23 protein-coding genes and 1 tRNA gene are annotated in these 23,395 nt (G+C 60.5%); 7 read left to right on the top strand and 17 right to left on the bottom strand.

What is annotated here, in order from left to right:
- Window positions 1-4 precede the first annotated feature (4 nt).
- Window positions 5-1,024 carry a putative 2-aminoethylphosphonate ABC transporter substrate-binding protein gene (locus tag AC07OK_RS27475; RefSeq protein WP_494693242.1) on the bottom strand — a complete coding sequence of 340 codons (1,020 nt, stop codon included), beginning with the start codon at window positions 1,022-1,024 and terminating at the stop codon, window positions 5-7.
- A 229-nt stretch (window positions 1,025-1,253) separates the two neighbouring features.
- On the opposite strand from AC07OK_RS27475, the gene AC07OK_RS27470 reads away from it, so the two are divergent.
- Together AC07OK_RS27470 and AC07OK_RS27465 are read left to right on the top strand one after the other, a co-directional pair.
- Entirely contained in the window at window positions 1,254-2,288 is a 1,035-nt protein-coding gene (locus AC07OK_RS27470; RefSeq protein ID WP_494693241.1) for a porin, read from the top strand.
- A 51-nt stretch (window positions 2,289-2,339) separates the two neighbouring features.
- Window positions 2,340-2,795 carry a GNAT family N-acetyltransferase gene (locus AC07OK_RS27465; protein ID WP_494693240.1) on the top strand — a complete coding sequence of 152 codons (456 nt, stop codon included), beginning with the start codon at window positions 2,340-2,342 and terminating at the stop codon, window positions 2,793-2,795.
- Here AC07OK_RS27465 and AC07OK_RS27460 read toward each other — a convergent pair.
- From AC07OK_RS27460 to msrA, 7 genes are all read right to left on the bottom strand, one after another.
- Window positions 2,746-3,489: a YoaK family protein gene (locus AC07OK_RS27460; protein WP_494693239.1), complete on the bottom strand. Its 744-nt coding sequence runs from the start codon at window positions 3,487-3,489 to the stop codon at window positions 2,746-2,748. The genes AC07OK_RS27465 and AC07OK_RS27460 overlap by 50 nt on opposite strands.
- Before the next feature lie 47 nt (window positions 3,490-3,536).
- Window positions 3,537-4,958 carry a glycoside hydrolase family 19 protein gene (locus tag AC07OK_RS27455; protein ID WP_494693238.1) on the bottom strand — a complete coding sequence of 474 codons (1,422 nt, stop codon included), beginning with the start codon at window positions 4,956-4,958 and terminating at the stop codon, window positions 3,537-3,539.
- A gap of 9 nt (window positions 4,959-4,967) precedes the next feature.
- On the bottom strand, window positions 4,968-7,280 hold the full coding sequence (locus AC07OK_RS27450; RefSeq protein WP_494693237.1) for a chitinase C-terminal domain-containing protein: 2,313 nt from the start codon (window positions 7,278-7,280) through the stop codon (window positions 4,968-4,970).
- Window positions 7,281-7,295: 15 nt separating this feature from the next.
- Complete coding sequence (locus AC07OK_RS27445; protein ID WP_494693236.1) at window positions 7,296-8,312, bottom strand: cupin-like domain-containing protein; 1,017 nt, start codon at window positions 8,310-8,312, stop codon at window positions 7,296-7,298.
- A 3-nt stretch (window positions 8,313-8,315) separates the two neighbouring features.
- The gene (locus AC07OK_RS27440; RefSeq protein ID WP_494693235.1) at window positions 8,316-10,013 is read right to left on the bottom strand and encodes a glycosyl hydrolase family 18 protein; all 1,698 of its coding nucleotides are present in this window, start codon (window positions 10,011-10,013) and stop codon (window positions 8,316-8,318) included.
- Window positions 10,014-10,343: 330 nt separating this feature from the next.
- Window positions 10,344-10,751 carry a DUF1842 domain-containing protein gene (locus AC07OK_RS27435; protein ID WP_494693234.1) on the bottom strand — a complete coding sequence of 136 codons (408 nt, stop codon included), beginning with the start codon at window positions 10,749-10,751 and terminating at the stop codon, window positions 10,344-10,346.
- A 120-nt stretch (window positions 10,752-10,871) separates the two neighbouring features.
- On the bottom strand, window positions 10,872-11,372 hold the full coding sequence (gene msrA / locus AC07OK_RS27430; protein WP_494693233.1) for a peptide-methionine (S)-S-oxide reductase MsrA: 501 nt from the start codon (window positions 11,370-11,372) through the stop codon (window positions 10,872-10,874).
- A 133-nt stretch (window positions 11,373-11,505) separates the two neighbouring features.
- On the opposite strand from msrA, the gene AC07OK_RS27425 reads away from it, so the two are divergent.
- A complete protein-coding gene (locus tag AC07OK_RS27425) occupies window positions 11,506-11,694 on the top strand; it encodes a hypothetical protein (protein ID WP_494693232.1) in 189 nt (62 codons plus the stop codon).
- 1 nt (window position 11,695) lies between these two features.
- Here the strand turns inward: AC07OK_RS27425 and AC07OK_RS27420 are convergent, their stop codons facing one another.
- The 4 genes from AC07OK_RS27420 to AC07OK_RS27405 all read right to left on the bottom strand — a co-directional run bounded on the left by AC07OK_RS27420 (window position 11,696) and on the right by AC07OK_RS27405 (window position 14,441).
- Entirely contained in the window at window positions 11,696-12,508 is an 813-nt protein-coding gene (locus AC07OK_RS27420; protein WP_494693231.1) for a substrate-binding periplasmic protein, read from the bottom strand.
- Between the two features lie 116 nt (window positions 12,509-12,624).
- Window positions 12,625-13,278, bottom strand: coding sequence for an energy transducer TonB (locus AC07OK_RS27415; RefSeq protein WP_494693230.1), 654 nt, complete (start codon window positions 13,276-13,278; stop codon window positions 12,625-12,627).
- Window positions 13,279-13,290: 12 nt separating this feature from the next.
- Window positions 13,291-13,995 carry a glutathione S-transferase family protein gene (locus AC07OK_RS27410; protein WP_494693229.1) on the bottom strand — a complete coding sequence of 235 codons (705 nt, stop codon included), beginning with the start codon at window positions 13,993-13,995 and terminating at the stop codon, window positions 13,291-13,293.
- 146 nt (window positions 13,996-14,141) lie between these two features.
- Window positions 14,142-14,441: a hypothetical protein gene (locus AC07OK_RS27405; protein WP_494693228.1), complete on the bottom strand. Its 300-nt coding sequence runs from the start codon at window positions 14,439-14,441 to the stop codon at window positions 14,142-14,144.
- Window positions 14,442-14,517: 76 nt separating this feature from the next.
- Here AC07OK_RS27405 and AC07OK_RS27400 point away from each other — a divergent pair, with 76 nt between their 5' ends.
- The 3 genes from AC07OK_RS27400 (at window position 14,518) to AC07OK_RS27390 (ending at window position 16,793) form a co-directional block, all read left to right on the top strand.
- A complete protein-coding gene (locus AC07OK_RS27400; RefSeq protein ID WP_494693227.1) occupies window positions 14,518-14,895 on the top strand; it encodes a DUF5329 family protein in 378 nt (125 codons plus the stop codon).
- A gap of 579 nt (window positions 14,896-15,474) precedes the next feature.
- Window positions 15,475-15,849, top strand: a complete 375-nt coding sequence (locus tag AC07OK_RS27395) for a helix-turn-helix domain-containing protein (RefSeq protein WP_494693226.1) — start codon at window positions 15,475-15,477, stop codon at window positions 15,847-15,849.
- Window positions 15,850-16,571: 722 nt separating this feature from the next.
- Entirely contained in the window at window positions 16,572-16,793 is a 222-nt protein-coding gene (locus AC07OK_RS27390) for a YegP family protein (protein ID WP_494693225.1), read from the top strand.
- Between the two features lie 2 nt (window positions 16,794-16,795).
- Here the strand turns inward: AC07OK_RS27390 and AC07OK_RS27385 are convergent, their stop codons facing one another.
- From AC07OK_RS27385 to pepN, 5 genes are all read right to left on the bottom strand, one after another.
- Window positions 16,796-17,143, bottom strand: a complete 348-nt coding sequence (locus AC07OK_RS27385; protein ID WP_494693224.1) for a hypothetical protein — start codon at window positions 17,141-17,143, stop codon at window positions 16,796-16,798.
- 418 nt (window positions 17,144-17,561) lie between these two features.
- Window positions 17,562-18,329: a tyrosine-type recombinase/integrase gene (locus AC07OK_RS27380; RefSeq protein ID WP_494693223.1), complete on the bottom strand. Its 768-nt coding sequence runs from the start codon at window positions 18,327-18,329 to the stop codon at window positions 17,562-17,564.
- Window positions 18,330-18,508: 179 nt separating this feature from the next.
- Window positions 18,509-18,584 (bottom strand) — tRNA-Thr (locus tag AC07OK_RS27375).
- A gap of 106 nt (window positions 18,585-18,690) precedes the next feature.
- Window positions 18,691-19,692 (bottom strand): class 1 fructose-bisphosphatase, encoded by a 1,002-nt coding sequence (locus AC07OK_RS27370; RefSeq protein ID WP_494693222.1) that lies wholly within the window; start codon window positions 19,690-19,692, stop codon window positions 18,691-18,693.
- Between the two features lie 42 nt (window positions 19,693-19,734).
- Window positions 19,735-22,434 carry an aminopeptidase N gene (gene pepN / locus AC07OK_RS27365; protein ID WP_494693221.1) on the bottom strand — a complete coding sequence of 900 codons (2,700 nt, stop codon included), beginning with the start codon at window positions 22,432-22,434 and terminating at the stop codon, window positions 19,735-19,737.
- Between the two features lie 209 nt (window positions 22,435-22,643).
- Here pepN and AC07OK_RS27360 point away from each other — a divergent pair, with 209 nt between their 5' ends.
- Window positions 22,644-23,312: a DUF4136 domain-containing protein gene (locus AC07OK_RS27360; protein WP_494693220.1), complete on the top strand. Its 669-nt coding sequence runs from the start codon at window positions 22,644-22,646 to the stop codon at window positions 23,310-23,312.
- Window positions 23,313-23,395 lie beyond the last annotated feature (83 nt).

The raw sequence follows: 23,395 nt of genomic DNA, 5'->3' as shown, positions 1-23,395 counted from the left end.
GCCCTTATTTCGGCTCGGCCTTGCCGTCGTAGCGCTTGTTCCACTCGGTCAGGATGCGGTCACGCTCGCGCGACGACCATTTCAAATCCTGCTTGATCAAAAGCGTTTCATAGTTGGCGGGAATGGCGGGATGAGGCTTGGTCACGCCGGGATAAGCGACGATGGCGAAGTTCTTCGCGAACAGCTCATTGGCCGCGCGCGATGCCGACCAATCGGCCAGCTTGCGCGCGGCTTCCTGGTTCTTGCTGCCCTTGAGGATGGCGGTCGCTTCGACGTCCCAGCCCAGGCCCTCCTTCGGCAGCACCACGTCCAGCGGCGCGCCGCCTTCCTTCAGCTTGGCGGCACGGTATTCGAACGCGATCCCGATCGGAAACTCGCCGGCCGCCGCCTGCTTGCACGGCTTGGAACCGGAGTGCGTGTACTGGGCGATGTTCTCGTGCAGCTTGTCCATGAAGGCCCAACCTTCTTTTTCACCGAACAGCGACAGCCACGCCGTCACGTCGAAGTAGCCGGTGCCGCTGGAGGCCGGATGCGGCATGACGATCTTGCCCTTGTATTCAGGCTTGAGCAGGTCCTTCCACGATTCCGGTTTCTTCAGGCCCTGCTTGGCCGCTTCCACGGTGTTGAAGCAGATCGCCGCGCCCCACACATCCATCCCCACCCAGGTCGGCGGCACGGCGCTGTCGACGTAGCGCTTGGACAGCTTGTCGACATCCTTGGGCGCATACGCTTGCAGCATGCCTTCCTTGTCCAGCAACAGCAGCGAGGTGGCGGCGACGCCCATCACCACGTCAGCCTGCGGCGTGGCTTTTTCGGCCAGCAGCTTGGCGGTGATGATGCCGGTCGAGTCGCGCACCCATTTGAGCTTGATGTCCGGATTGTCGGCTTCGAATTTCGCTTGATAGGCTTTCAGCTGGTCCGCCTCCAGGGCGGTGTACACGGTCAGCGTGGTGTCGGCGTGCGCGGCCAGCGCCGCCAGGGAAAAGAAGGCGGCAAGCGATTTGCGGATATATGGGACGGGCATCTACAGCTCCAGAAAGTTGAACGAGGGCGCAGGCATACCAGCCAGCGACGCCATCTTATCCAGCCTTTATGACAAGGCTATGACATCTAGATGTCTGTATTTTTATAAGCATCTCGATATTTAGTCGTCTAGACGTCACGATCTTGTAATAATCGACGATTAAGCTTCGGCGCTCAGGCATCGGGCCTGGCATGGGCACCTCTTCTACTCTTCATCGGGAATCAACGGAATGAACAAACAACTCCTGGCCGCCGCTCTGTGCGCGGGCTGCGCCGGCACCGCACTGGCACAATCGAATGTCAGCGTCTACGGCGTGCTTGACGTGGGCGTCGCCACCGTCTCCGGCGCCACCGCCGGCAGCTCAGGCTTCAACGGCAACGACACCAAGATGCAAAGCGGTACCCTGCAGGGCAGCCGTATCGGCTTCAAGGGCGCGGAAGACTTGGGCAATGGGCTGTCGGCCATCTTCACGCTGGAATCGGGTGTACTGGTGGACACCGGCGCCTCGGACCAGGGCGGCCTGCTGTTCGGCCGCCAGGCCTTTGTCGGCATCAAGAGCAATACGCTGGGTGCGATCACGATGGGCCGCCAGTACGGTCCCGAGTACCTGGCGTGGAAGCTGGTCGAGCCGATGGACGACGGCTTCGCCGGCGCCGGCAGCAACCTGTTCGCCACCAACGGCAAACGACTCAACAACACGGTCAAGTACACCACGCCGGTCATGGGCGGCGTCACGGCCGACGTGTTGTATGGTTTTGGTGAAGTGGCTGGCAACAACGCCGCTTCGCGCGACATCGGCGCGTCGGTCACGTATGCGGAAGGTCCGGTGCTGCTCAAAGCCGGCTACAACTCGCTGAACAACGCCACCGCCAGCGACAAGTCGACCAACTATGTCCTCAGCGGCAGCTACAATTTCCAGGTGCTGAAAGCGATCGTCATCTACGGCAGCAACAAGGGCGCCGGCAGCACCGACAACCGCGATCTGCTGCTGGGCGCATCGATCCCGTTCGGCGCCAGCACCATCCTGGCCAGCTACATCCGCAAGGACGACAAGAGCCGCGACGACAAGGACGCGCACCAGATCGCGGTCACCTGGACCTACGATATGTCCAAGCGTACGATCGCCTACATGTCAGCCGCGCGCATGGTCAACAAGAACGGCGCCGCGTATCATACCTACAGCGCCACGCTGCCGGCGGCGGGCCAACTCGGCGCGGTGGGCGGCACGCGTGAATTCAACGTCGGCCTGCGCCACGCTTTCTGATTCTTGACCTGCACGGGGATGGCGCCGTCCCCGTGCCTACACTCAGCCACCATGATTATTCGAAAAGCCGTCAGCACCGACCTGCCCCGCCTTGCCGATCTGTTTTACCAGCTGGGCTATCCCAACAGCGTCGCCGATCTTGAACAGCGCTGGGATGAATTCAACAACCGCGACGCCGATTGCTGGGTCGCCGTGAACGATGACGCCATCCTGGGCGTCGTCACGCAAAACTATGTGCTGCCCTTAAGCACGACTGCAGAGTATGCGGTGGTGACCGCCTTCGTCGTCGATGACACGATACGCCGCAGCGGCGCGGGCACGGCATTGATGCGTTGCGCCGAGCAGCAGGCGATGGCGCGCGGTTGCAGCCACACCGAACTCTCAAGCAGCATGCGCCGTCCGATGGCGCATCTGTTCTATGAACACTACGGATTTACCGAAGTCCCCAAGCGCTACGTCAAGGAGTACTTCGCACGCGCGCGCGCAAATCGTCGACCAATGGAATAATGGCCAGCGACAGCAGCGCCACCGCCAACGGCAATGTGGAGATGTAGCCCAGGTATTTAAAGCCGAACGCGCCGGCCAGCCCACCGAGCAGGAACATCGCCAGCAGGGAGCTCAATAAGCGCAGCTTGTCGCGGTCGGCCACCACCTTCACCGGCGACGCCTTGTCGTTCAAGTAAAACAGTTTACCCAGTTCGATGCCGATGTCGGTCACCAGCCCGGTCACGTGGGTGGTGCGGATTTCGGCCCGCGAGACCTTGGTGATGATGGCGTTTTGCAGTCCCATCACAAAGCACAGTAAGGCCACGATGGCGTGCACCTGGCCGGAGGCGCCCAGGCTGGCGCCCATCAGGCCAAAGCACAGCAGCATCGCCGCCTCCAGTATCAACGGCAATGCATACTGGCTTTGCGCGCCGCGCCGCCCGCCCCAGTTGATCAGGATCGCGGAAGTGCCAGCGCCCAGCAAGAACGCCAGCAACGCCGCCAGGCCCGCCAACACCACGCGCACATCGCCCATCGCGGCGTTATCCGCCAGGGACGAGACGATGCCGGTCATGTGCGATGTGTACTGACCCACTGCGAAAAAACCGCCGGCGTTGACCGCGCCAGCCACAAAGGCCAGCGAACGGCCAAGGCGGCGGTTGCTGATGTTGGTGCGTTGCGGGCTGGTTAGAGCCCGCAGGTAGTGCATAGGCATGGTTGGCCTCCCTCTTACTCTTGGCCAGACCATTGTATGCCATCAGATCACTTGAGCGTAACTCCCCAGTTCTTCTCCACGCATTTAGTGTAGTTTCCGGCGATCAGGGCGCTGTACGGCGTTTGATAGCTCACCAATTGGCATTGGTAGTCACCGCCGCTGCTCCAGTTCTTCTCCCAGTAGATGTTGTAGGCCGCCGAACTGGATCCGCTGAAGCGCTGCATCGTGGCGCATGACAGCTGTTCGCTGCCGATGTTCCAGCCCAGGTCCGCCGCGAACTGCTTGTAGTAGTCGATGCGGTTCTGCGCCGCCGCCTTCTCGGTGCCAGTGCCGCATTCGGCGTTGATGATCATGATGGTGGTGGCGAAGTTGTTGCCCGCGCCGGCCGCCTTGTCCGCCGCATTCGGCACCCAGGTCCCATCCAGCACATGCAGCATCGACGGCTTGGGTGGTTGCGGGTAGACGAAGAAGAACGTCGCCGAGGCGAGGTTCAACCAGGTCGACGCCACCAGGTCGGGATTCTTCAGCAGCACCGACTGGTCGCCGTTGTACATCACCTGCGAGAACGGGCCGTAGTTGTAGTTATACGAAAGCTGCTTGGCGCCGCGGCCGTAGTACTTCTTGAACGATCCATCGGCGTTTTTACCGCAGGTCCAGACGGTGTTGAACACCGGGTCCGAGCATTCGACGTTGTAGCCGCAGTTGGTGCCGGTTTCGTCGCACCCCATCTCGCGCAGATACTTCAGGCCCTGGCGCCATTGTGGCAATGGCAGGCTGGCGTTGTGGTCTCCCGTCTCCTGCGCGAAGTGGGCGAACATCGTCGCCAGCGAGTGGCGGCAGATGGCGTCCGCATCGCGGCCGTCGGTATAGTCGCCGCAGACCGCCGGGAACTTGGCCACCGCCTGCAGGAAGCGGCCATACGTATAGCTGGGCTCACGGATGCCGAAGTAGTAGTCCCACTTGGCCGACGTCAGCAAACGCTCCACCCGCTTGACGTTGGCCGGGTTGGCCGCCGCGCCGGGCGATACGACGTCCACCGCCGCGTTGTCCAACGTGCGGATCGACGCCTTCACGGTGCGGAAGAAATCGTTGTCGGTCAGCTGGGCCTCGCGCGCCTCGGCTTGCGCCTTGGTCGGCACGCCGCCCGGTTGCGGCGTGCCGGGATCGGGCGGCGTCGGATCGGTGGCGTCGGTGATGTACTTCCACGGCCCCCACGCATCGTTGGGATTGGGCGCGGTGCCCTGCACCCACCATTTGGCTTCGTATTGCTTGCCCTGGTAGATCGCGCACATGCCGGCGGTGTAGACCGCCGTGGCGGTCCATGCCGGACATGCAGTGGCGGCGGCGGTGGAAATGCCGCCGGAGAGTATGCGCGGAGCGCTGCTGTCGGCCTGGCCGCCGTCGCTGCCGCCGCCACAGGCGGCAAGCAGCAAGGCGCTCAGCACAGCGATGCTGTGAACTGATTTCATCGCGTCCCCTTATTTCAGCGCGACCGGCAGGCCGGGATACTCATCGCTCAAGGCGTAACGCACGCCGTTCACCGTGACCACGTAGGCCGATGGCCCCGAAATCGGCAGCGAATAGTTCAGCGTCAGCGACACCGAAGCGCCCGGCGCCAGCGTCTGCCACGTCGGAATCGTGAACTTGGCGTGGTTGAAGCTGGCCTTGAAGCCGCCGATGTTGTTCGGCCCCGAGTAGCCGGCCTTGGTCACCACCAGACCGTAGCCCGATTGATCGCTCATGTTGGCGGGCGCCGACACCGGATAGTCGAATTCCACCACCGTGCCGCCCGGGATGGCGACGGTGGTGTTGTTCGTCACCGTCATCACCGGGTTGATCGGGTAGTTGCTGTCGCCTAGCTTCCAACCACCCAGCGAAATCGACACCTTGGCGCTGCTGGCCGGCATCGCCGATTCCGCCCGCGTGGCGCCATATGGGCTGGCGGTCTTGAAGGCGTTGTAGATGTTGGTGGTCAGCGTGTAACCCATGAAGTACTCGCCCTTGCCGCCGTTCTTGCTGGCGTCCCAGGCGTAATCGCCGGCCAGTTCCCAGATCATGATGCCGCCGATGGCGTTGTCGATCACGTACTGGGTCTTGGCGGCCATCGATTGCGCCGTCTCGGTGGAGATGAAGACTTTGCGCGTGGCGTTCCACAGCCACGGCGCCGCCATCGTGGCGCTGTAGTTGGCGGTGTAGGTGCCGGTGATGGTTTTCTCGGTCACGCCGTAGACATCCAGGTAGTCCGGCACGATGGCGTTTTGCAGGTTGAGCGCGTGCCACAGCGGATTGCCGCCGCCGGGAACCGGCTTGCCGTTGGTATCGAGGTCGTACCAGACGTTGTCGATGCCGACCGCGCCGGTGCCGCAGGTTTTGACGCCGGCGCAGGCGACGGTGTCGTTCACCAATGGCGTGGTTCCCCACAGGCCGTTGGTGCCGCCGGTGACATCCTTCCAGCCGCGCGTATAGTACGGCACGCCGATGTTGATGCGGCCGGCCTGCAATGCGCCGCGATAGTAGTGGTAGGCCCAGTCGACGTTCAGGTAGCCGATGCCGCCGTAGGAGTAGGCGTTGCCGGCTTTGAGTTCGGCGTCGTTGCCATCGTCGAACAGCGCGGCGTTGGGACCGACGTACTGGTTCCAGCCGCCGTGCAGGTCGTAGGACATCAGGCTGGCGTAGTCGAGGTACTGCAGGCCGGAGAGGTTTTCCTCGCCGCGCAGTATCCAGCCCGACGCCGAGCCGGCGATGGTCAGCATGTAGTACTTGTTGTCGGCGACGGCTGCGGTGTCCAGCTTTTGACGCACGGTTTTCAACAGCACGTTGTAGCTCTTCATCAGGCCCGCCAGGCGTGGTTTGGAGAGCGTGAAGTCGAGCGGGTTGCCGGCTTCGTTGTTGGTGGTCGGGTGCTCGTAGTCGATGTCGATGCCGTCGAAGAAGGTGTATTGACGGAGCACGGCAACCATCGAATCGGCCAGCGTGTTGATGCCTGCGGTGTTGAGCGAGCCGTCGGCATTGGTGGTGGCGGTGTAGTAGCCGCCACTGCCTGCCCAGCCGCCTACCGACAGCATGACTTTCACGCCGGGGTAGCGCTTCTTGTATTGGGCCAGCAGGTTGAAGTGGCCTTTGTACGGCAGCGATGGGTCCATCGCGGCGGCGGGGATGGTCGGCCAGGTCATGCCGGTGTCCGGGTTGTTGTCGCCGCTGCCCAGTTGGACTTTGGCGTTGGCGTCCACCGAGGCGAAGGCGTAGTTCACATGGGTGATTTTGTCCCACGGGATGTTGTTGACCAGGTAGGACGGCGTGTTGTTCGCGCCCGTGCGCCAGCTGGTGAAGTAGCCGACGATGCGGCGGTTCAGGCCATTGGCCAGCTTCTCGCGGCCGTTGGCGTCATACACGCCGCAGTAGTTCACGTTCGGCACCGGCGAGGCCAGGCCGTCGGGACGGCACGCGACCGGCGTTGGTGTCGGAGTGGGCGTAGGTGTCGGTGTCGGTGTCGGCGTTGGCGTTGGAGTCGGCGTCGTGGAATCCAGCGTCCAAGGTCCCCACTCTTCGGTACCCGGCACATTATTTTGCGTCCACCACTTGGCCTTGTAGGTCGCGCCGTTGTAGGTCACGCACATGCCGACGGTGTAGATCGCGCTGGACGACCATGCCGGGCAATCGGCCGCCGCCGCGGCGGTTTGTATTCCGCCCATCAGTTTTGGTCCAGGCGTCGCGCTTTGAGGATCGGAGCCGCCGCCACAGGCGGCGACGGCGCTGCCGATCAGCGCCAGCATCAATAGGTTATGTCGCATTTTGTCTCCCGTATTTTAAAAATCGTGATTGTTCGGGTAATGACTGTAGAAGTCGTTGTCCCACTTGAAGTGGGTGGCAGAGATGGTGATGGTGATATCGAGCGCTTCGACGAAGTGCCACCAACCGACGGGCAGGAACAGGATCTCGCCTGGTTCCAGCACGCAGTCGATGACCGGCACGTCTGCCATCATCGGAAAACGCTGCAGGTCGATGTTGCGTCCATCGACCGGGGTAAAGCAGTGGCGCTGGTTGTACAGCTTGGGCGTATCGCAGGGAGCGATCAGCCGCACGCGCTTGCGCCCCGCGATCTGGATCATGAAGTTGTTGGTCAGGTCGTGATGGAATGGCGTGATGGTGCCGGCCGGACCAAACCAGAAAAAGCCGCGCCCTGCCGGGTCCAGATATTCCGGCAGCGGCGGCGCGTCGGCCATCAGTTCCTGCAGCGACTCGCGATTCTGGCCGTCGTTATTGGCCGTCATGTAGAAGTCGTTGGTATGCCCGCTGTCGCGCACCAGTTCCACGTACTCGCCGAAGCGCATGCGCCGCTTGTGCGACTGGCTGTTCATCTCGTAGTCGGGATCGGCGCTGCGGCCGAACTGCACTTCCACCATGCGTTCGCCCAGCTGCTCGCTGAGATACTCCAGCGTCCACTTGCTGCGAGCGGCGCAGTCGTCCAGCATGCCGGTGATGATCACCGGCAGGTTGCGGCGGTAGTGCTGTTCGAGGAAGGCCGCACCGGAAAGGCGCTCCCGGCGCGGCACCTCGGTCGGCGCCAGCCGGTTCAATTGCGACTGGATGCGGAGCACCCAATCGCGCTTGGCCAGCCGGTTGTGCAAACGCGATACGCCCTGCAGGTAAGGGCTGCGCAGCGCCGCGGCGACCTCCGTGTTGGCTTCGCGGGCGCCGATACCGGACTGGGTCAGGATGCCGACCAGCGTATCCGGCCGGATGCCGAGGATCAGGTTCTCGGCGATCCAGCTGCGCCATGCGTCGGTGACGCCGATGGTTTGGACGACGGCATGGCGCTTCATGGCTTAGCGTCCTTTCCAGACGGCGCTGGTCAGGGCGCCGCTGGCGTCGCCGTCCAGCTCCCACGAGAAGGCGCCGCGCAGGCTCTGGTCGCGCATGTACTGCATCTTGGTCGCGATCACAGTCGGGTCGTCGTAGCTCCACCATTCGCCGGTGCCGGTGTACAGGAACAGCTGCTTGGTCTGCGGATGGTACCAGCGCGTGCCGGCCTTGTTGACCAGGACCTTGTAGTCGTCGATGCCGGTTTCGTAGGTGCCCGCCGCGCCGCCGGTGGTGGTTTGATACAGGCCGTTGGCATTCGGGCCGGCGGCGACGCCTTTCCATCCGCGTCCGTAGAACGGCACGCCGAGCAGGATCTTATTGCGCGGCATACCGGCCGCCACCAGCGCCGTCACGGCGTCGTTGGTGTTGTACTTGGCGAGGATGCCGGTCGCTGGATCGGCAGGGTCGTGGTACAGCGGCGCGTGGAAGTTGGTGGTGCTTTCCCATGCGCCGTGGAAGTCGTAGCTCATCAGGTTGACCCAGTCCATGTACTGCGAATACAGGGTTGGTTCGGTCTGGGCGATCTTCTCGGTGCCGGCGCCGATGGCGGCCGTCAGCGCATAACGCTTGCCGTCGATGGCGCCTTGCGCGTCCAGCTGCGCGCGGAACTCGGCCATCAGCAGCGTGAAGTTATGCTTGTCGTTGACCGCGTCGTAGGTGTTGTACGGCTGGCCGCCGCCGCCCGGATATTCCCAGTCGATGTCGATGCCGTCAAACACGCCCTTGGCGGAGCCGGGGCCGCCGCGTCCATCCTGCACCGGCAGGTCGCCGGCGATGAACATCTTCACGCAGGACTTGGCCAGCTGCTTGCGCAGAGCGTCGGTCTTGGCGGCGGCCGAGAAGTTTTTCGACCAGCTCCAGCCACCTAACGAGATGAATACTTTGAGGTTCGGGTGCGCGGCTTTGAGCAGCTTCAGTTGCAGGAAGTTGCCGGTCAGCGGAGCGTCCCAGGCGACGGTCTTGCCGTCGACGGTGCGCGCGGGCTGGCGTTGGTAGTCGGCGTAGGCGTCGCCGCCGGTGCCGGCTTGCGGCGAGGTCGGCGTATCGTTGCCCACTTCGGCGCTGGTCACCATGTCGCATTCGTAGCCACCGTTCTTGGCGTAGGTGTTACCGAAGGCGTAGTTGATGAACGTGAGCTGGTCGGCCACGCTGGTCTGCACGCCATTGACCGGGGTCTTGGTGGTGTGGATATCGGCCACTTCGTAGCCGCGGCCGTACACGCCCCACTGCGCGAAGTAGGAGCCGATTTCACGGCCGCCGACCGGCGTAGGTGTCGGAGTTGGCGTTGGCGTTGGCGTTGGGGTAGGTGTTGGAGTCGGCGTAGGCGTTGGCGTTGGCGTCGGCGTCGGGGTAGGTGTTGGGGTAGGCGTCACGGCTTGCAGCGCCCAAGGCCCCCACTCCTCTGTGCCTGGCACGTTATTCTGCGTCCACCATTTGGCCTTGTAGGTGGAGCCGTTATAGGTCACGCACATGCCGACCGTGTAGATCGCACTGGACGACCATGCCGGACAATCGGCGGCAGTGTCGGCGGTTTGCACGCCGCCCAGCAATTTCATTTGTGGTGTGGTGGTGGCGGGGCTGTCGCTGCCCCCGCCGCAAGCCGCCAACATACTGGCGACCAGGCCGAGTACGGCCGCGTTTCCCTTGACTGCACGTTCCATGCTTTCTCCTCCTTGGGTGGGTAAATCTATGCTCTTATTATTTTTTCAGGATGGAACGCAAAGAAGTGGTAGTCAAGTGGTTTTATTTTATGGCATCCAATCAAATACCAGTTACAACCAAGGAAGAGTTATTGCGGCAAGAACCGATATGGAACTTGAAACGGAGTGTGAGTACCCACCAACCAACTTCAGCAAGCAAAAGGGGCGCAATTGCGCCCCAACTTTCGAATGTCTCAAATTGAACATCGTGTTAATCGGTGAGTACCAATTTTGTGCACTTTGGAAGTGGTACTGACGACGACAGCGGCATGAAACCGCTGAAATCCCAAATCAGGCGCTCGTTGCCAGTTCCGGCCGCACCGCGTGCGCACTGCCGTCACGCACCTCGACGATGCGCGGTTGTTGTGGATGGCCAAAACTCATCTTGTAGCAAACCTGGCCATTCCTGGAAGCGGTCGGCAACACCATCAGCAGCTGGAACGCGCTCGGCGCTTCCTCCACCGTGGGGAAAATCGCCGGCAGGCCGGCCAGCACCACGGCCTCCAACGGATGCTCGCCTTCGATCCGGGTGTGATGTCCGCGCACCGAAATGCCGGCGCTTTCGCCGCCCTCAAACGCCACCCGCGCGTGACCGATCACGCTGTCGTTTTGCGCATTCACGACCAGGTTCAACCACAAAGTGGGCGAGCCTGCGGCGCCGCTGGTGACTTCATACACTGCTGTAAATAATTGACTCATGGTGCTTCCTAACGAAGAGAAGTAAAACATGAGTCAAACTGTAGCGACGACGCGAAAACCTTGCCTTCCGAATACCTTCCGGAATACAAGCCATTGATTACAATGGATATTTATTTCAGCTCAACGCTTGGGCAACCGCCAGTCCGGACGGATGAAATGGCAGGTGTAGCCGTTGGGTATGCGCTCCAGATAGTCCTGGTGCTCCGGTTCAGCCTCCCAAAACGGGCCGGCCGGCGCCACCTCGGTGACGACTTTCCCCGGCCACAAGCCCGATGCGTTGACGTCGGCGATGGTATCCTCGGCCGTCGCCTTCTGTTGCTCGTTGGTATAGTAAATTGCGGAGCGATAACTCGTGCCGATGTCGTTGCCCTGACGGTTGCGGGTGCTCGGGTCGTGGATCTGGAAGAAGAATTCCAGGATTTTTCGATAGCTGATGACGGCCGGATCGAAGACGATTTCCAGCGCCTCGGCATGGGTGCCGTGGTTGCGGTAGGTGGCGTTCGGCACGTCGCCGCCACTGTAGCCGACCCGCGTCGCCAGCACGCCGGCCTGTTTGCGCACCAGGTCCTGCACGCCCCAGAAGCATCCGCCGGCCAGGATGGCGGTTTCAGTTGTTGTCATGTTCTATCCTTGGTGACTGTATCTGTTTAATTTAGTGACGTTCGCCATTTCTTCAAGGTGGGTCTGCTCCACAACAATTGCTGTTGTGCTAAGCTTGAGCGTTGATGTACACCTATAAAAACGGGAGTCCTCCATGCATGTAGAACGACGTTCACGCCCGGACCGGGCCAAAGCCATCGCCGTCAACGCCGGCCTGGCCCTGCTTGAAACCGCCGGCCGTGAAGCCGCCGCCACGTTCCTGGAAGATGCCGGCGTGCCCTTGCCGGTGATCGCCCGCGTGCTGTCGGAACCGGACCGGCGCCGCGCCGAAGACATCCGCTGATCTAATACCGCGTCGGCGAGTACCAGAGTTCTTTGTTCTGCAACGGCGTTTCGTCCGGCAGGTCGGGATTGGGCAGCTCCAGCACCAGGCGCTGGCTCAGCCTGGTACGCCGGATGAGATCTGCATTATACGAGCGGAATAGCTGGTCGAACGAGCCGTCCCTGCGCGCCCGTTTCAAACCCGTTCCCAGCACCTCGGCCAGCGCCGGGTTGTTCTTGTTGACGAAGAAGTACACCGCGGCCGGATAGTGCAAGGCCAGCGTCATTTCCACCACCTCCCCTTGCGCCGCATGCTGTTCCGCCTCGCCCCATACCTGGCGTATCGAACGCGGGAAGAAATCGAAGCGCTTCACGGCCAGCATCGCATGCAGATTGTCGGCGGTGGCGCCGGTGACCACGTCGAAGCCGCTCGCCTTGAGCACGGCGGTGTCGGCCCAGTCGTAGCCTTGGCCAATCTTATGCTGCCGCAGTTGATCGAGGGTGCGCACCGCCTCGAATTTGGCGCTGTCCTGGGCGTTGATCACGCCGATGCGCCAGCCGGCCAGCCCCATGTCGAGCGGAATGCGCACCGGCAGCAGCAGTTGTTCACGCTCGCGGGTGGTCATCGCCCAGATCACGTCGATGTTGCTGCCGTGCGCCAGCTCCTGCACCGCGCGGCCTTTGATCGCCTTCACGTCCCAGGACTGCAATTGGTATTTGGCGCCGGACTTGCGCATCACCAGTTCCAGCATCTTGACGAAGTAGCCCCGGTCGAGCTCGATCTGCGGCTGCGGATAGGCAACGCGCATGGGCTCGGCGTGTATGCCAAGCGCCATGAGCATCGCCAGCGCGCAGGCGACCACCCACGCCGAAAAATTGCATTTATTGCTAAGTTGCCTCATATGCCAAGAATAGCACAGAGTATTGTCATGCAACCAAGGAAACGTGCGAATCAGGGCTTGAGGAGTACGCGGCCGAAAGCGGTGTCGGTGCGCTGGCCGGCCAGTTGAGGATCGATCGCGAAGCGGCAAGTCTGCACGTAGTCGGCCGCCTGTTGCACCAGCTCCGGCGCCTGGCCGTTGGCTTCGGCGACCACGCGGATCGGCGCGCCATCGCTGCTGACCAGGAAGCGCAACAGGATGCCGTCGCTACCGCTCGGGCTGCGGTCGAATTCCTTGAACGTCTGGAAGCGCGCGGACGGCGGGCAGCTGCCGGCCACCAGCAAGGGACGGGCGGCGGGACCGTCGCTGAACTGCCAGACAAATTGCATCGGGAAGGAGGCGCCGTTTTTGGCCTCATCCAGGTTGGGCTGGAACACGCAGCGGGAGATGCCGCGGATGGCGGCATCGTCGAGTATCTGCCAGCCGCTGCCCTGGGATACTTCCGGATGCACGACCTTGCCGTCGGCGCCGATCTGGAAACGGATCGTCGTCACGCCTTCGATTTCGTAGCGCCGCGCCTCGTTCGGCCACTGCGGCTGAGCGCAGGTGGCCGGGGTAAGCAGCGCGTTGAACGGCACCTGGCCGCGCTGCTCGGCGTGGCTCATCAGGTTGAGCAAACCCAGCAGGCCAGCAACGGCGCCGACGAAGATCAGTTTCTTGTTCATCGGGCGATGATATCAGACGGCGGCGGCGAAATACCGCGCGCGCATGGCCGCGACGTAACGGAGCAGATTCGGGTGCGACTGCATGATCGCGGTATAGGCGTCATCAAAATAATCGGACGTCATCGATTCCATGAAGGGAAAGACCGCCGCGTCCACCGCGCTCGGTTGCGCCCCCAGCATGAACGGTTGATCGCCGAGGATGGCCGCGATGGAGGCCACCGTACTGCGCGCGAGTGCCAGTTGTTCGTCCGGCGTGTGCCGCCCCATCCCCTGCGCCCAAAGATTCCTGCCCGCCTTGCGACTGGCAAGATAACTCACCAGCGGACGCAGCGGCCAGGGCAATTTCTTAAAAAAAACCGCGGAGACTCTCGGGTAATTCACCGGATCGCGCCATACCCGTTGCACCAAGGCCCAGTACAGATGGTCTTCGACCAGTTTTTCCACCGCCCATGCCACGCCGCGCTGCCGGTGCGACAGCCCCGCGTCGAGGTCGATATCGTATTTCTTTTCCAGGTGCCAGCGGATGAAGGTGGAGTCCGACAAGATCACGCCCTGGTCGTCGATATAGGGCAGCTTGCCTTTGGGCGCCCGCCATAGTTTGCCGGTTTGTTTTTGATACGGCAGGTTTGCCAGTTTCAACAGGATCTCGGTCTTTCTCACAAACGGACTTGCGTCAGAAAGACCGAACGCCGGCCCAAAGCCATAAATCGTCATCATCGTCTTGCATCCCAAGGTAAGCAGAAACCTTGACTGTAGCGATAGCTTGTCTTGGAATATTGAACGAAAACGACATCGGAGGCGTTTGCGCGCCCCCCCTGTCCGGAGAACCATTTTTCCAGCGCCAGCGCGATGTAACCGCCGAATTAATCCGGCGGCAGCTCGCGGATTTCCACACCGCCGCCGGCCTCGTAATGCGGATTGCCGATCAGGAAGCGCGCGGCATCGTCAAGGTCGGCGGCGCGCACACGCAGGTAGCCAGTGACGTCCAGGCTGGCGGAATCGGCCGGCGCGCCTTTGCGATACAGCGCGCCCTTGCCAATGGAACTGCCGCCGTCGAACTGGCCGCTCTGGCGCAGGCTGGTGATGTAGAATTCCCAAAGCGCGCTGCTTGCGGCATCTGGGTTCGCGGTATCGTCAAGCATGAGGATGATGTAGTCGTTCATGGTCGCTCGCGGAGTGGAGTTGATTCCGTATTTTATCAGCGTACCATCGAGGATCTTGTAAAGCTCAGGAGTAGACATGAAATTACGTTTCGCCGTGCCACTGTTGGTGTTTGCGATGTCGTCGAGCATGGCCGCCGAGTTGCCGGCCGCATCGCGCACGGAAATCGACGCGCTACTAAACCGGCTAGGAAGTTCAGGCTGCCAGTTCGAGCGCAACGGCGGCTGGTATAGCTCGACCGACGCCAAGGCGCATCTGGCAAGCAAGCTGGACTACCTGATCGACAAGAAGAAGGTTGAGGGAACGGAACAGTTCATCGCCCTTGCGGCCAGCACCAGCAGCATGTCCGGCAAGGCTTACCTGGTGAAATGTGGTACGGCGCAGCCCGTACCCAGCAGCACGTGGTTCAAGAGCGAACTGCAATCCATCCGCACGAAACAGGCGTCAGCGAAATAGGCCCATCACTGACGCAGCTGTTTTTTCACCTCATGCACAAAACCACGCATTTAGCGCACACGGTTTCTGCAGCGCTTGAAATAGACCATAGACCGGCCGAATTCCCAGGCCCGTAGTGTCCATGGAATCCAAGCGGATCACTCCCAATCTGTATCTCTATGATATGCACTCCAAATGTGATGGCGATAGCCGCACAGGGAAATGAGCGTGCATGTTCACATTACCCTCCGGCCCCAACCATGCAATCCACGCTCGCCTTAAACGATATATATTATTTATGTCGTTTTATAAATCAAGTATGAGTGACCGCATTCGCGAACAACAATGGCGTCAATCTTGCGAAAGATCAACGGCTCCAACTTCGCAACTTGCTAAATTCGATTCTCCGGCGAACGATTTTCTTATGCCGCGTGCTCGATTTCATTCACCCAACAGCAAGAGCAGCAAGCTCCAGCCCCTCTGCGAATATCTACATTTGGGTATAAACTAATCATGCTGTCGATACGGCCGTTGCTCTGGGTGGGATCTACTAAAAAGGACCTGTGAAGGCCGTGGCTGATTGAAAAGTGATCGCTAACCATGAAGACGACTGAAATCATCGACAACATTACCATCGAAGCAGGCAGCGACAATCCCTATGCCGATCTCGGCCACCCGGATGCCGGCGAAATGCTGGTGAAGGCGGGACTCGCGCATGAGATCACACAGGGTCTCGATAGTCAGGGCTTGACCCAGCAACGTGCTGCCGAACTACTCGGCATGCCGAAAACCAAACTCTCCGATATTGCCCCAGACAAGAGTGCCGACGAATGCCAAGTGGATGCAGTGCTACTTGCGTGTCCTGATCAAATCAATATTGCCTGTCGCGGAAAAAAGGCGTCGAGCATTTTTGGGCCCGGTAAGCGACATCAAATAGGCGCTTCTATTTTTTTGAAAGCTTCCACTCTGCCCTAGTGCCCCAAAAGGAAAACTGACACAAACGAATTTTCCGCTTACATCCGCCACCGTTCCCCACTCCGCCACATATGGGTTCAGTTCAGTGGGTCGCTCTGCATAGCCGGGGAGCGCCAGAGCCGAATCCACCGGATAGACTTTGTGATCAAAAATAATCCCCTTCACCGCCCCCTTCTCCGCGTAGCCGATCTCCTTTCCCTGCACCACAAGATAGTAGGTCGCGTTGAACCCATTCCAGTAGTCGTCTTGCGAATTAATTTCTTGTGTCGGCAGAGCCCACCATGTAACAGACGAAGAAATGGCTCTCGCGGATAGGCAGCTAAGAATCACTGCCTTGGATGGCTCGGCAGCTCGAGCATCAAGCACAACCAAGCAAATAACAAAAAACATATGTCGATGCATCATTTGTATGCCCATCCATGCGTAGCCGAACGCGTTATGGGGCAATCCCGTAATCGCCGTAGTGGGGCCGAATGCTGGCAGGCTAAATAGGACGGACGCAAGTTTACCCAGCCGCGGGCAGTGTATTGATCGGAATAGCGGGCTGCATTATTACAACGCTACTCCACTATCATTTTGCAATAGAGGTCATCGTCGAAGTCTGGCCTGAAAGCCTTGCCGCAAATTGGCATGAATCCAGTGATTGCTTATTGATTTGTCTCAATGTTGTTCTGCGCTTCGAAATTGTAAGATATTGAATATTTACAATTGGGGAGCAGACCATGTGGTTTGAAATCTACAAGGACAGCTGTAAAACCACAAAGGAGCCGTGGCGGTGGCGACTCAGAGAGCAGGACCGGGTCGTCGCCGCGAGCACAATAGGTTATGTCGATGAAGGAGAGTGCCGCAGCGCGATCCAAGACCTGCGGCAGATTTCGCAAAAAACCCCGATGGAAACCAGGAAAACGGTCGGAGCAATCGGCAAGAAGAAGTTTGCGCCCTAAACTTAAACAAGTTGCACCCCGCCGTCCCAAGGAATCGACGAATATTCCAGTGGCAGCAAGCCTGTCGAGAAATTATGGATCGCGCTCTCGCTCAAGAACTGGGCGACTGCGATTCTGCATAATTTCTCAAGATCTACTACTTCCAATGCCGAAATCCACTCAGGATCCACGACATACGCCACCTTACGCAAGGGCTCATGCTGATTCGAGACATCGGAAATAACGACTTGATCGGCATGGAGTGTCGACGCTCCACGTTGAAAGCACGCCAGATAGAGCGCAGACGAGGTTTGCGCGCAGGCGCCGGAAAAGAAGAAGCCAAAGGCAAGCCAGTCTGGTTTTATCATCATGGTCTCTTTCTATGTCTTGTTGTCTCCTGCCCAGAATAGTAGTGTGGTTATTTGTAATGGGAAACTATTGATGATGAAAAAGTTGCGCTCATTTGACTTTTATCAAATGGGTTTCCACGTCTCCGCTGCGCCTTGCACTCCTCCTCTTGCTTCATCGCTCTGTATCAGCGCACGAAGACCATGTAGACGGTCACGACAGGCTCGCTGACTACTTCCGATACATGAACCTGCAACACCAGGTCGCCACACTGACGATATCGGCCTTCGTTTTCAGAATTTTGGGTTACTGGTACTTCTGTTTGCTCTTCGCGTGGTCGCATCCGTACGTCCTTGAAAATGAAAACCTGTTGACTTGCCGTAAGCGCATTCATGGCCGAAACCGGCGGCTACGACTCTCCCTCGTCCGATCTAGGGTGAGCTACTGCAAGCGAACACCATCATCACGCAGCCTGTCCAGGTAGTCCGCCCAGCGCTGCATCATTTCGCGCCGAGCCGGCAAATGCTTGGTGCGGTTGTAGGCGCGCCCGTTCGGGTCTTTGACGGCATGCGCCAGCTGGTGCTCGATCAGATCGACACGCTCCCCTAGCACTTCATCCAGCATCGTGCGGGCCATCGCGCGGAAGCCGTGGCCGGTCATTTCCTCTTTGCTGTACCCAAGGCCGCGCAGCGCCGCATTGACGGTGTTCTCGCTCATGCACTCACGCGGCGTGCGCAGGCTTGGGAAGACGTAGCGACCGTCTCCCGTTACTGAATATAACTTGCGCAAGATGGCCACGGCCTGCCGCGCCAACGGGACGATGTGCTCGACATGCATTTTCATTCTCGCGGCCGGGATGCGCCACCCTGCCCCATCCAGATCGATTTCCACCCATTCCTGCTTGATGCGATGGGCAGAGTCATAAGCTTCGCGAGCCTCCACTTTCTGCGCCACGGCCAATACGTCCCGTGGCTTGATCATGGAAATCGGCCGCTTGCCGATAAGAGGAAACACATCGTCCTTGACGAGGGCGACCTCGGGATAGGTGCCCAGCGCCATCGTCTTGCGCTTGTTGAGGTATCGGTAGTCGAGCCGCCAGTACTTGCCCTGCGGTTTGACGTGAATGTAGAGTCCGCCGCCGTCGTAATGCTTATCGCCGCTCGGCTTGCTTGCCTTGGCGAAACGAACAAAGGTGCCGGTGAGTGCCATGGGAGCCTCCCTCTGTCGGTATACAAAATCGAACTCAGCAACGAGATACCGTCAAAAGTGTCGGTATATGTCCTTGGTTTTATGTTAACCCCTCGGATTTTCAAGGACAACAAAAAACCCGCTTCTCCCATGAGGAGAGCGGGTTTTTAGACTTCTTGGTATTTCTTACTGCTGAGTTCTGGTGCCGCTTGCCGGAATCGAACTGGCGACCTTTTCATTACGAATGAACTGCTCTACCAACTGAGCTAAAGCGGCGAAGTCGCACATTCTAACAAATATTTCCTGCTACACGCTAGCCCCAACACGATAAATTTTGGCCATGCTGCAAAAATGTCATTGCTTTGTGCGATTTTAAAGCTTGTCAGCCTGCGTGGTAACCCGTCACCACCGCCACTTCGTCGCGCGAACCCAGGAACACCGGCACGCGCTGGTGCAGTTTGTGCGGCTGGATGTCCATGATACGGTTCTGTCCATCGGTGGCCGCGCCGCCCGCCTGTTCAACGATGAAGGCCATCGGATTCGCCTCGTACATCAAACGCAGCTTGCCTGGCATCGACGTGTCGCGCGTGTCCGCCGGGTACATGAAGATGCCGCCGCGGTTCAGGATGCGGTGCACGTCGGCCACCATCGAGGCGATCCAGCGCATGTTGAAGTTGGTGCCGCGCGGGCCGGTGTCGCCAGCCAGCAGCTCGCTGACGTAGCGCTGCACCGGAGCATGCCAGTGGCGCTGGTTCGACATATTGATCGCGAATTCCTTGGTCTTGGCCGGGATCTGCATGTCGCGCTGCGTGAGCACCCACGAACCCATCTCACGGTCCAGGGTGAAGCAGTTGACGCCATTGCCGGTGGTGAGCACCAGCATGGTCTGTGGGCCGTACACGGCGTAGCCTGCTGCCACTTGCTTGGTACCTGCCTGCATGAAGTCCGCTTCGGTCGGCTGGCCCATGCCTTCAGGCGCCTTCAGCACCGAGAAGATGGTGCCGATCGAGACGTTGACGTCGATGTTCGACGAGCCGTCCAATGGGTCGAACAGCAGCATGTATTCGCCTTTTGGATAGCGGTTCGGGATCGGGTGGATCGATTCCATCTCTTCCGACGCCATAGCGGCCAGATGGCCGCCCCATTCGTTCGCTTCCAGCAGGATTTCGTTGGAGATGATGTCCAGCTTCTTCTGCACTTCGCCCTGGATGTTTTCGGTGTCGGCGGTGCCGAGCACTTCACCCAGCGCGCCTTTGCCCACCGAGTGGCTGATGGTTTTGCAGGCGCGTGCTACCACTTCGATCAGCAGGCGCAGTTCGGCCGGGATCGTGTTGTTCTGGCGCTGTTCTTCCACCAGATATTGTGTGAGGCTGATGCGTTTCATGGTTTCCCTTGAGGTGAAAATAAACGATATAAATTATTATGCTTAATCGGCGAGCGCTTTGGTGACCACTTCCAGCACGTCGTTCGACAGCTTGGCGCGGCCGGCGACTTTCTCCAGCGCGCGCTTCATCTTTGCCTGCAACGCCGGCGCGTAACGGCGCCAGCGGTCCATGCCGCGCGCCAGGCGTGCCGCTACCTGCGGGTTGATCGCGTCCAGCTTGATCACGAACTCCGCCCAGAATTCATACGCGCTGCCGTCCGCCGCATGGAACTGCGACGGGTTGGCGCTGATGAAACTGAAGATCAAACTACGCGCGCGGTTCGGGTTCTTCAGCGTGAAGGCAGGATGCTGCATCAGCTTGCGCACGGCGGCCACGTTGGTGGTCGGCGCGGCCGCCTGCATGGCGAACCATTTGTCGATCACCAGCGCCTCGTTTTCGAAGTCCTGGTAGAACGCCTTCAGGTACGGGCCCGCTTCGGCGCCGCTGTGGATCATCGACACCAGCGCGGCGGAACGGTCGGTCATGTTACCGGCCTTTTCGAACTGCTGCTGCGCGAGCTTCAGTTCCGCCATGTCCGGCGCCACCATCAGGTAGGACAGGCACAGATTCCTCAGCGCGCGCTTGCCGGCCGACAGTGCGTCCGGGCTGTAGGCGCCGGGCGTCTGGTTGGCGTGGTATTGCGCCAACAGCTCGGGCTTCAGCGCCGCGCCGATGGTGCGGCGCATGAACTGGCGCGCCACGTGGATCGCCTGCGGATCGACCACGTCCATCTGCTCGGCGATGATGATTTCCGACGGCAGTATCAAGGCCAGCTCGCGGAAGGCCGGGTCGAGCGTCTCGTCGGTCAGCACGGCGCGCTGGGCGTTGATGAAGGTGGCGTCCAGTTTCAGGCCGGCGTCGCTGCCGCCGGCCAGCGCCACTTGCGCGGTCAGTTTCAGCAGGCGCTCCATCGCCAGACGCTGGCCCGCTTCCCAGCGGTTGACCGGGTCGCTGTCATGGCTGAACAGGTGTAGCAGCTCGTCGTCGGTGTAGTCGTATTCGAGTATCACCGGCGCCGAGAAGTCACGCAGGATCGATGGCGTCGGCCGTTCGTCGACGTGGCGGAAGCGGAAGATCTGCTCCTGCTCGGTCAATTCCAGCACCACCGTATGTACGTCACCCTTGGCGCCCTTGGCGTGTTTGCCGCCTTCCAGCGTCAACGGCAGGTCCTTGCCGCTGGCGCTCAGCAGGCCGACCGCCACCGGAATGTGGAAGGGCAGCTTGTCGGCCTGGCCGGCGGAGGCCGACGAGGACGCAGGAGCACGCTGGCTGAGGATGATGTCGAAGTTGCGCTTGACGGCGTCGTAGCGGGTGCGCGCCGTGACGATGGGCGTGCCGGCCTGCGAGTACCAGCGTTCGAACTGGTGCAGGTCGCGGCCGTTGGCGTCGGCCATGGCGGCGCGGAAGTCGTCGCATTCGACGGCCTGGCCATCGTGGCGCTTGAAGTACAGGTCCATGCCCTTGCGGAAGCCGTCGCGGCCCACCAGGGTCTGGTACATGCGCACCACTTCGGCGCCTTTTTCATACACGGTGACGGTGTAGAAGTTGTTGATCTCGACGAAGGAGTCGGGCCGCACCGGGTGCGACATCGGGCCGGCGTCCTCCGGGAACTGGGACTGGCGCAAGGTGCGCACCTGGTCGATGCGGGTGACGGCGCGGCCGCTGTCGGTGCCGATCATGTCGGCGGAAAACTCCTGGTCGCGGAACACGGTCAGGCCTTCCTTCAGCGACAGCTGGAACCAGTCGCGGCAGGTCACGCGGTTGCCGGTCCAGTTGTGGAAGTATTCGTGGCCGACCACCGCCTCGATGCCGGCATAGTCGACGTCGGTCGCCACGCGCGGGTTGGCCAGCACGAACTTGGTGTTGAAGATGTTCAGGCCCTTGTTCTCCATCGCGCCCATGTTGAAGTCGCCCACGGCGACGATCATGAAGCGGTCCAGGTCCAGCTCCAGGCCGAAGCGTTGCTCGTCCCAGCGGATCGAGTTCTTCAGCGACTGCATGGCATAGTCGGTCTTGTCGAGGTTGCCCTCTTCCACCCACACTTGCAGCAGCACCTCACGGCCGGACTGCAGCGTGTAGCGTTCTTCCTGGCAGACCAGGCGCGCCGCCACCAGCGCGAACAGGTAGGACGGCTTCTTGAACGGGTCTTCCCACTTGGCGTAGTGGCGGCCGTCGCCGAGGTCGCCCTCCTCGATCAGGTTGCCGTTCGACAGCAGCACCGGATAGGCAGCCTTGTCGGCGCGCAGCATCACGGTGTACTTGGCCATCACGTCCGGACGGTCCGGGAAGTAGGTGATGCGGCGGAAGCCTTCGGCCTCGCACTGCGTGAAGAAATTGCCGTTCGAGACGTACAGGCCGGACAGGCTGGTGTTTTGCACCGGCGCGCACAGCGTTTCGATTTCCAGCACCACCTTGGCCGGGGCCTTGCGGATGATCAGCATGCCGCCGTCCTGATGGTATTCCGTCGGCGCCAGCGGCTTGCCGTTCATGCGCAGCGCCACCAGTTCGATCTCCTCGCCGTGCAGCACGATATCGTTGCTCGCACGTCCCCGGCCGGCCGGGTTCTGCCGCATGGTGATGCGGTTGGCGACCACCGTGCGGTCGGGATCGAGGTCGAAGCCCAGTTCCACGGTATCAACCAGGTAGGCGGGGGCGGTGTAATCTTTGCGGAATATCGTCTTAGGACTGCTGTCTGTGCGCATTGGAGGACTCTGGTGACGGAAGCAAAAGCCTATTTTACCAATACCAGCAGCAGGAGGACGGGCGAATTGCCTGCGGGCGCCGCAGATGAGCGCATATAAGTTGCTGGTTTCCACCTTGCCGTAACATTCTGTAATAATCGTGCAGGGTGCGGGCGACCGTCGTAGACTTAGTACTGGAAAATACCGTCTGAACAGAGAGGGGCACTATCATGAAATATCTCGCCATGCTGGCGACCGCCGCAGTCATGCTGCTGAGCGGCTGCGCCACCACCATCCGCAGCGATGTCACGGCCTTCAACGCCTGGCCGGCCGACATCCAGGACAAATCCTATGCGTTCGAAGCCCCGCAGGGCGCGGACGACACGCTGGAATACCGCAGCTATCAAGTGCTGGTAAGCAACGAACTGGGTAAGCTGGGCTTCCACCAGGTCGTCGACAAGCAGCAGCCAAAGTTGCTCATTGGCATGAAATTCAACACCATCGACCATCCGGTGCGGGTGCTGGAGGCGGAAGATCCGTTCATGGGGCCGTATTGGGGTCCGGGCTACGGCCGTTACGGCTGGGGTTATTCGCGCTGGGGCTACCGTCCGTTCTTCTACGACCCTTACCGCTACGGGCCGATGTATGTGGAAGAGCGCGTCAAGCATGAATACCAGCGCCAGCTGCGCGTGACCATCAACAGCATCGACGGCCGCAAGCTGTACGACGTCACCGTGCAGAACACCAGCCGGGTGCAGGCCACGCCGCATGTGATGCCGGCGCTGGTGCAGAGCGCTTTCACCGGCTTCCCCGGCGTGAGCGGCGTGCCGCGCCGGGTCGACCTGACGATCGAGCCGAAGACGGAAACCGTGCAAGCCACGCCGGCCAAGGCCGGCTAAAACAGTCGAATGTCAGACTTGACCCTGAACCTTCCCCTCAAATTTCTTGTAAACATTTGAGGAAGCTGTTAACTTTCTATCTT

This window comes from Duganella sp. GW821-FHT07G03, assembly GCF_059418605.1.
Note: the sequence above shows the minus strand (reverse complement) of the source record. Positions and strands in the feature narration are given on the sequence as shown.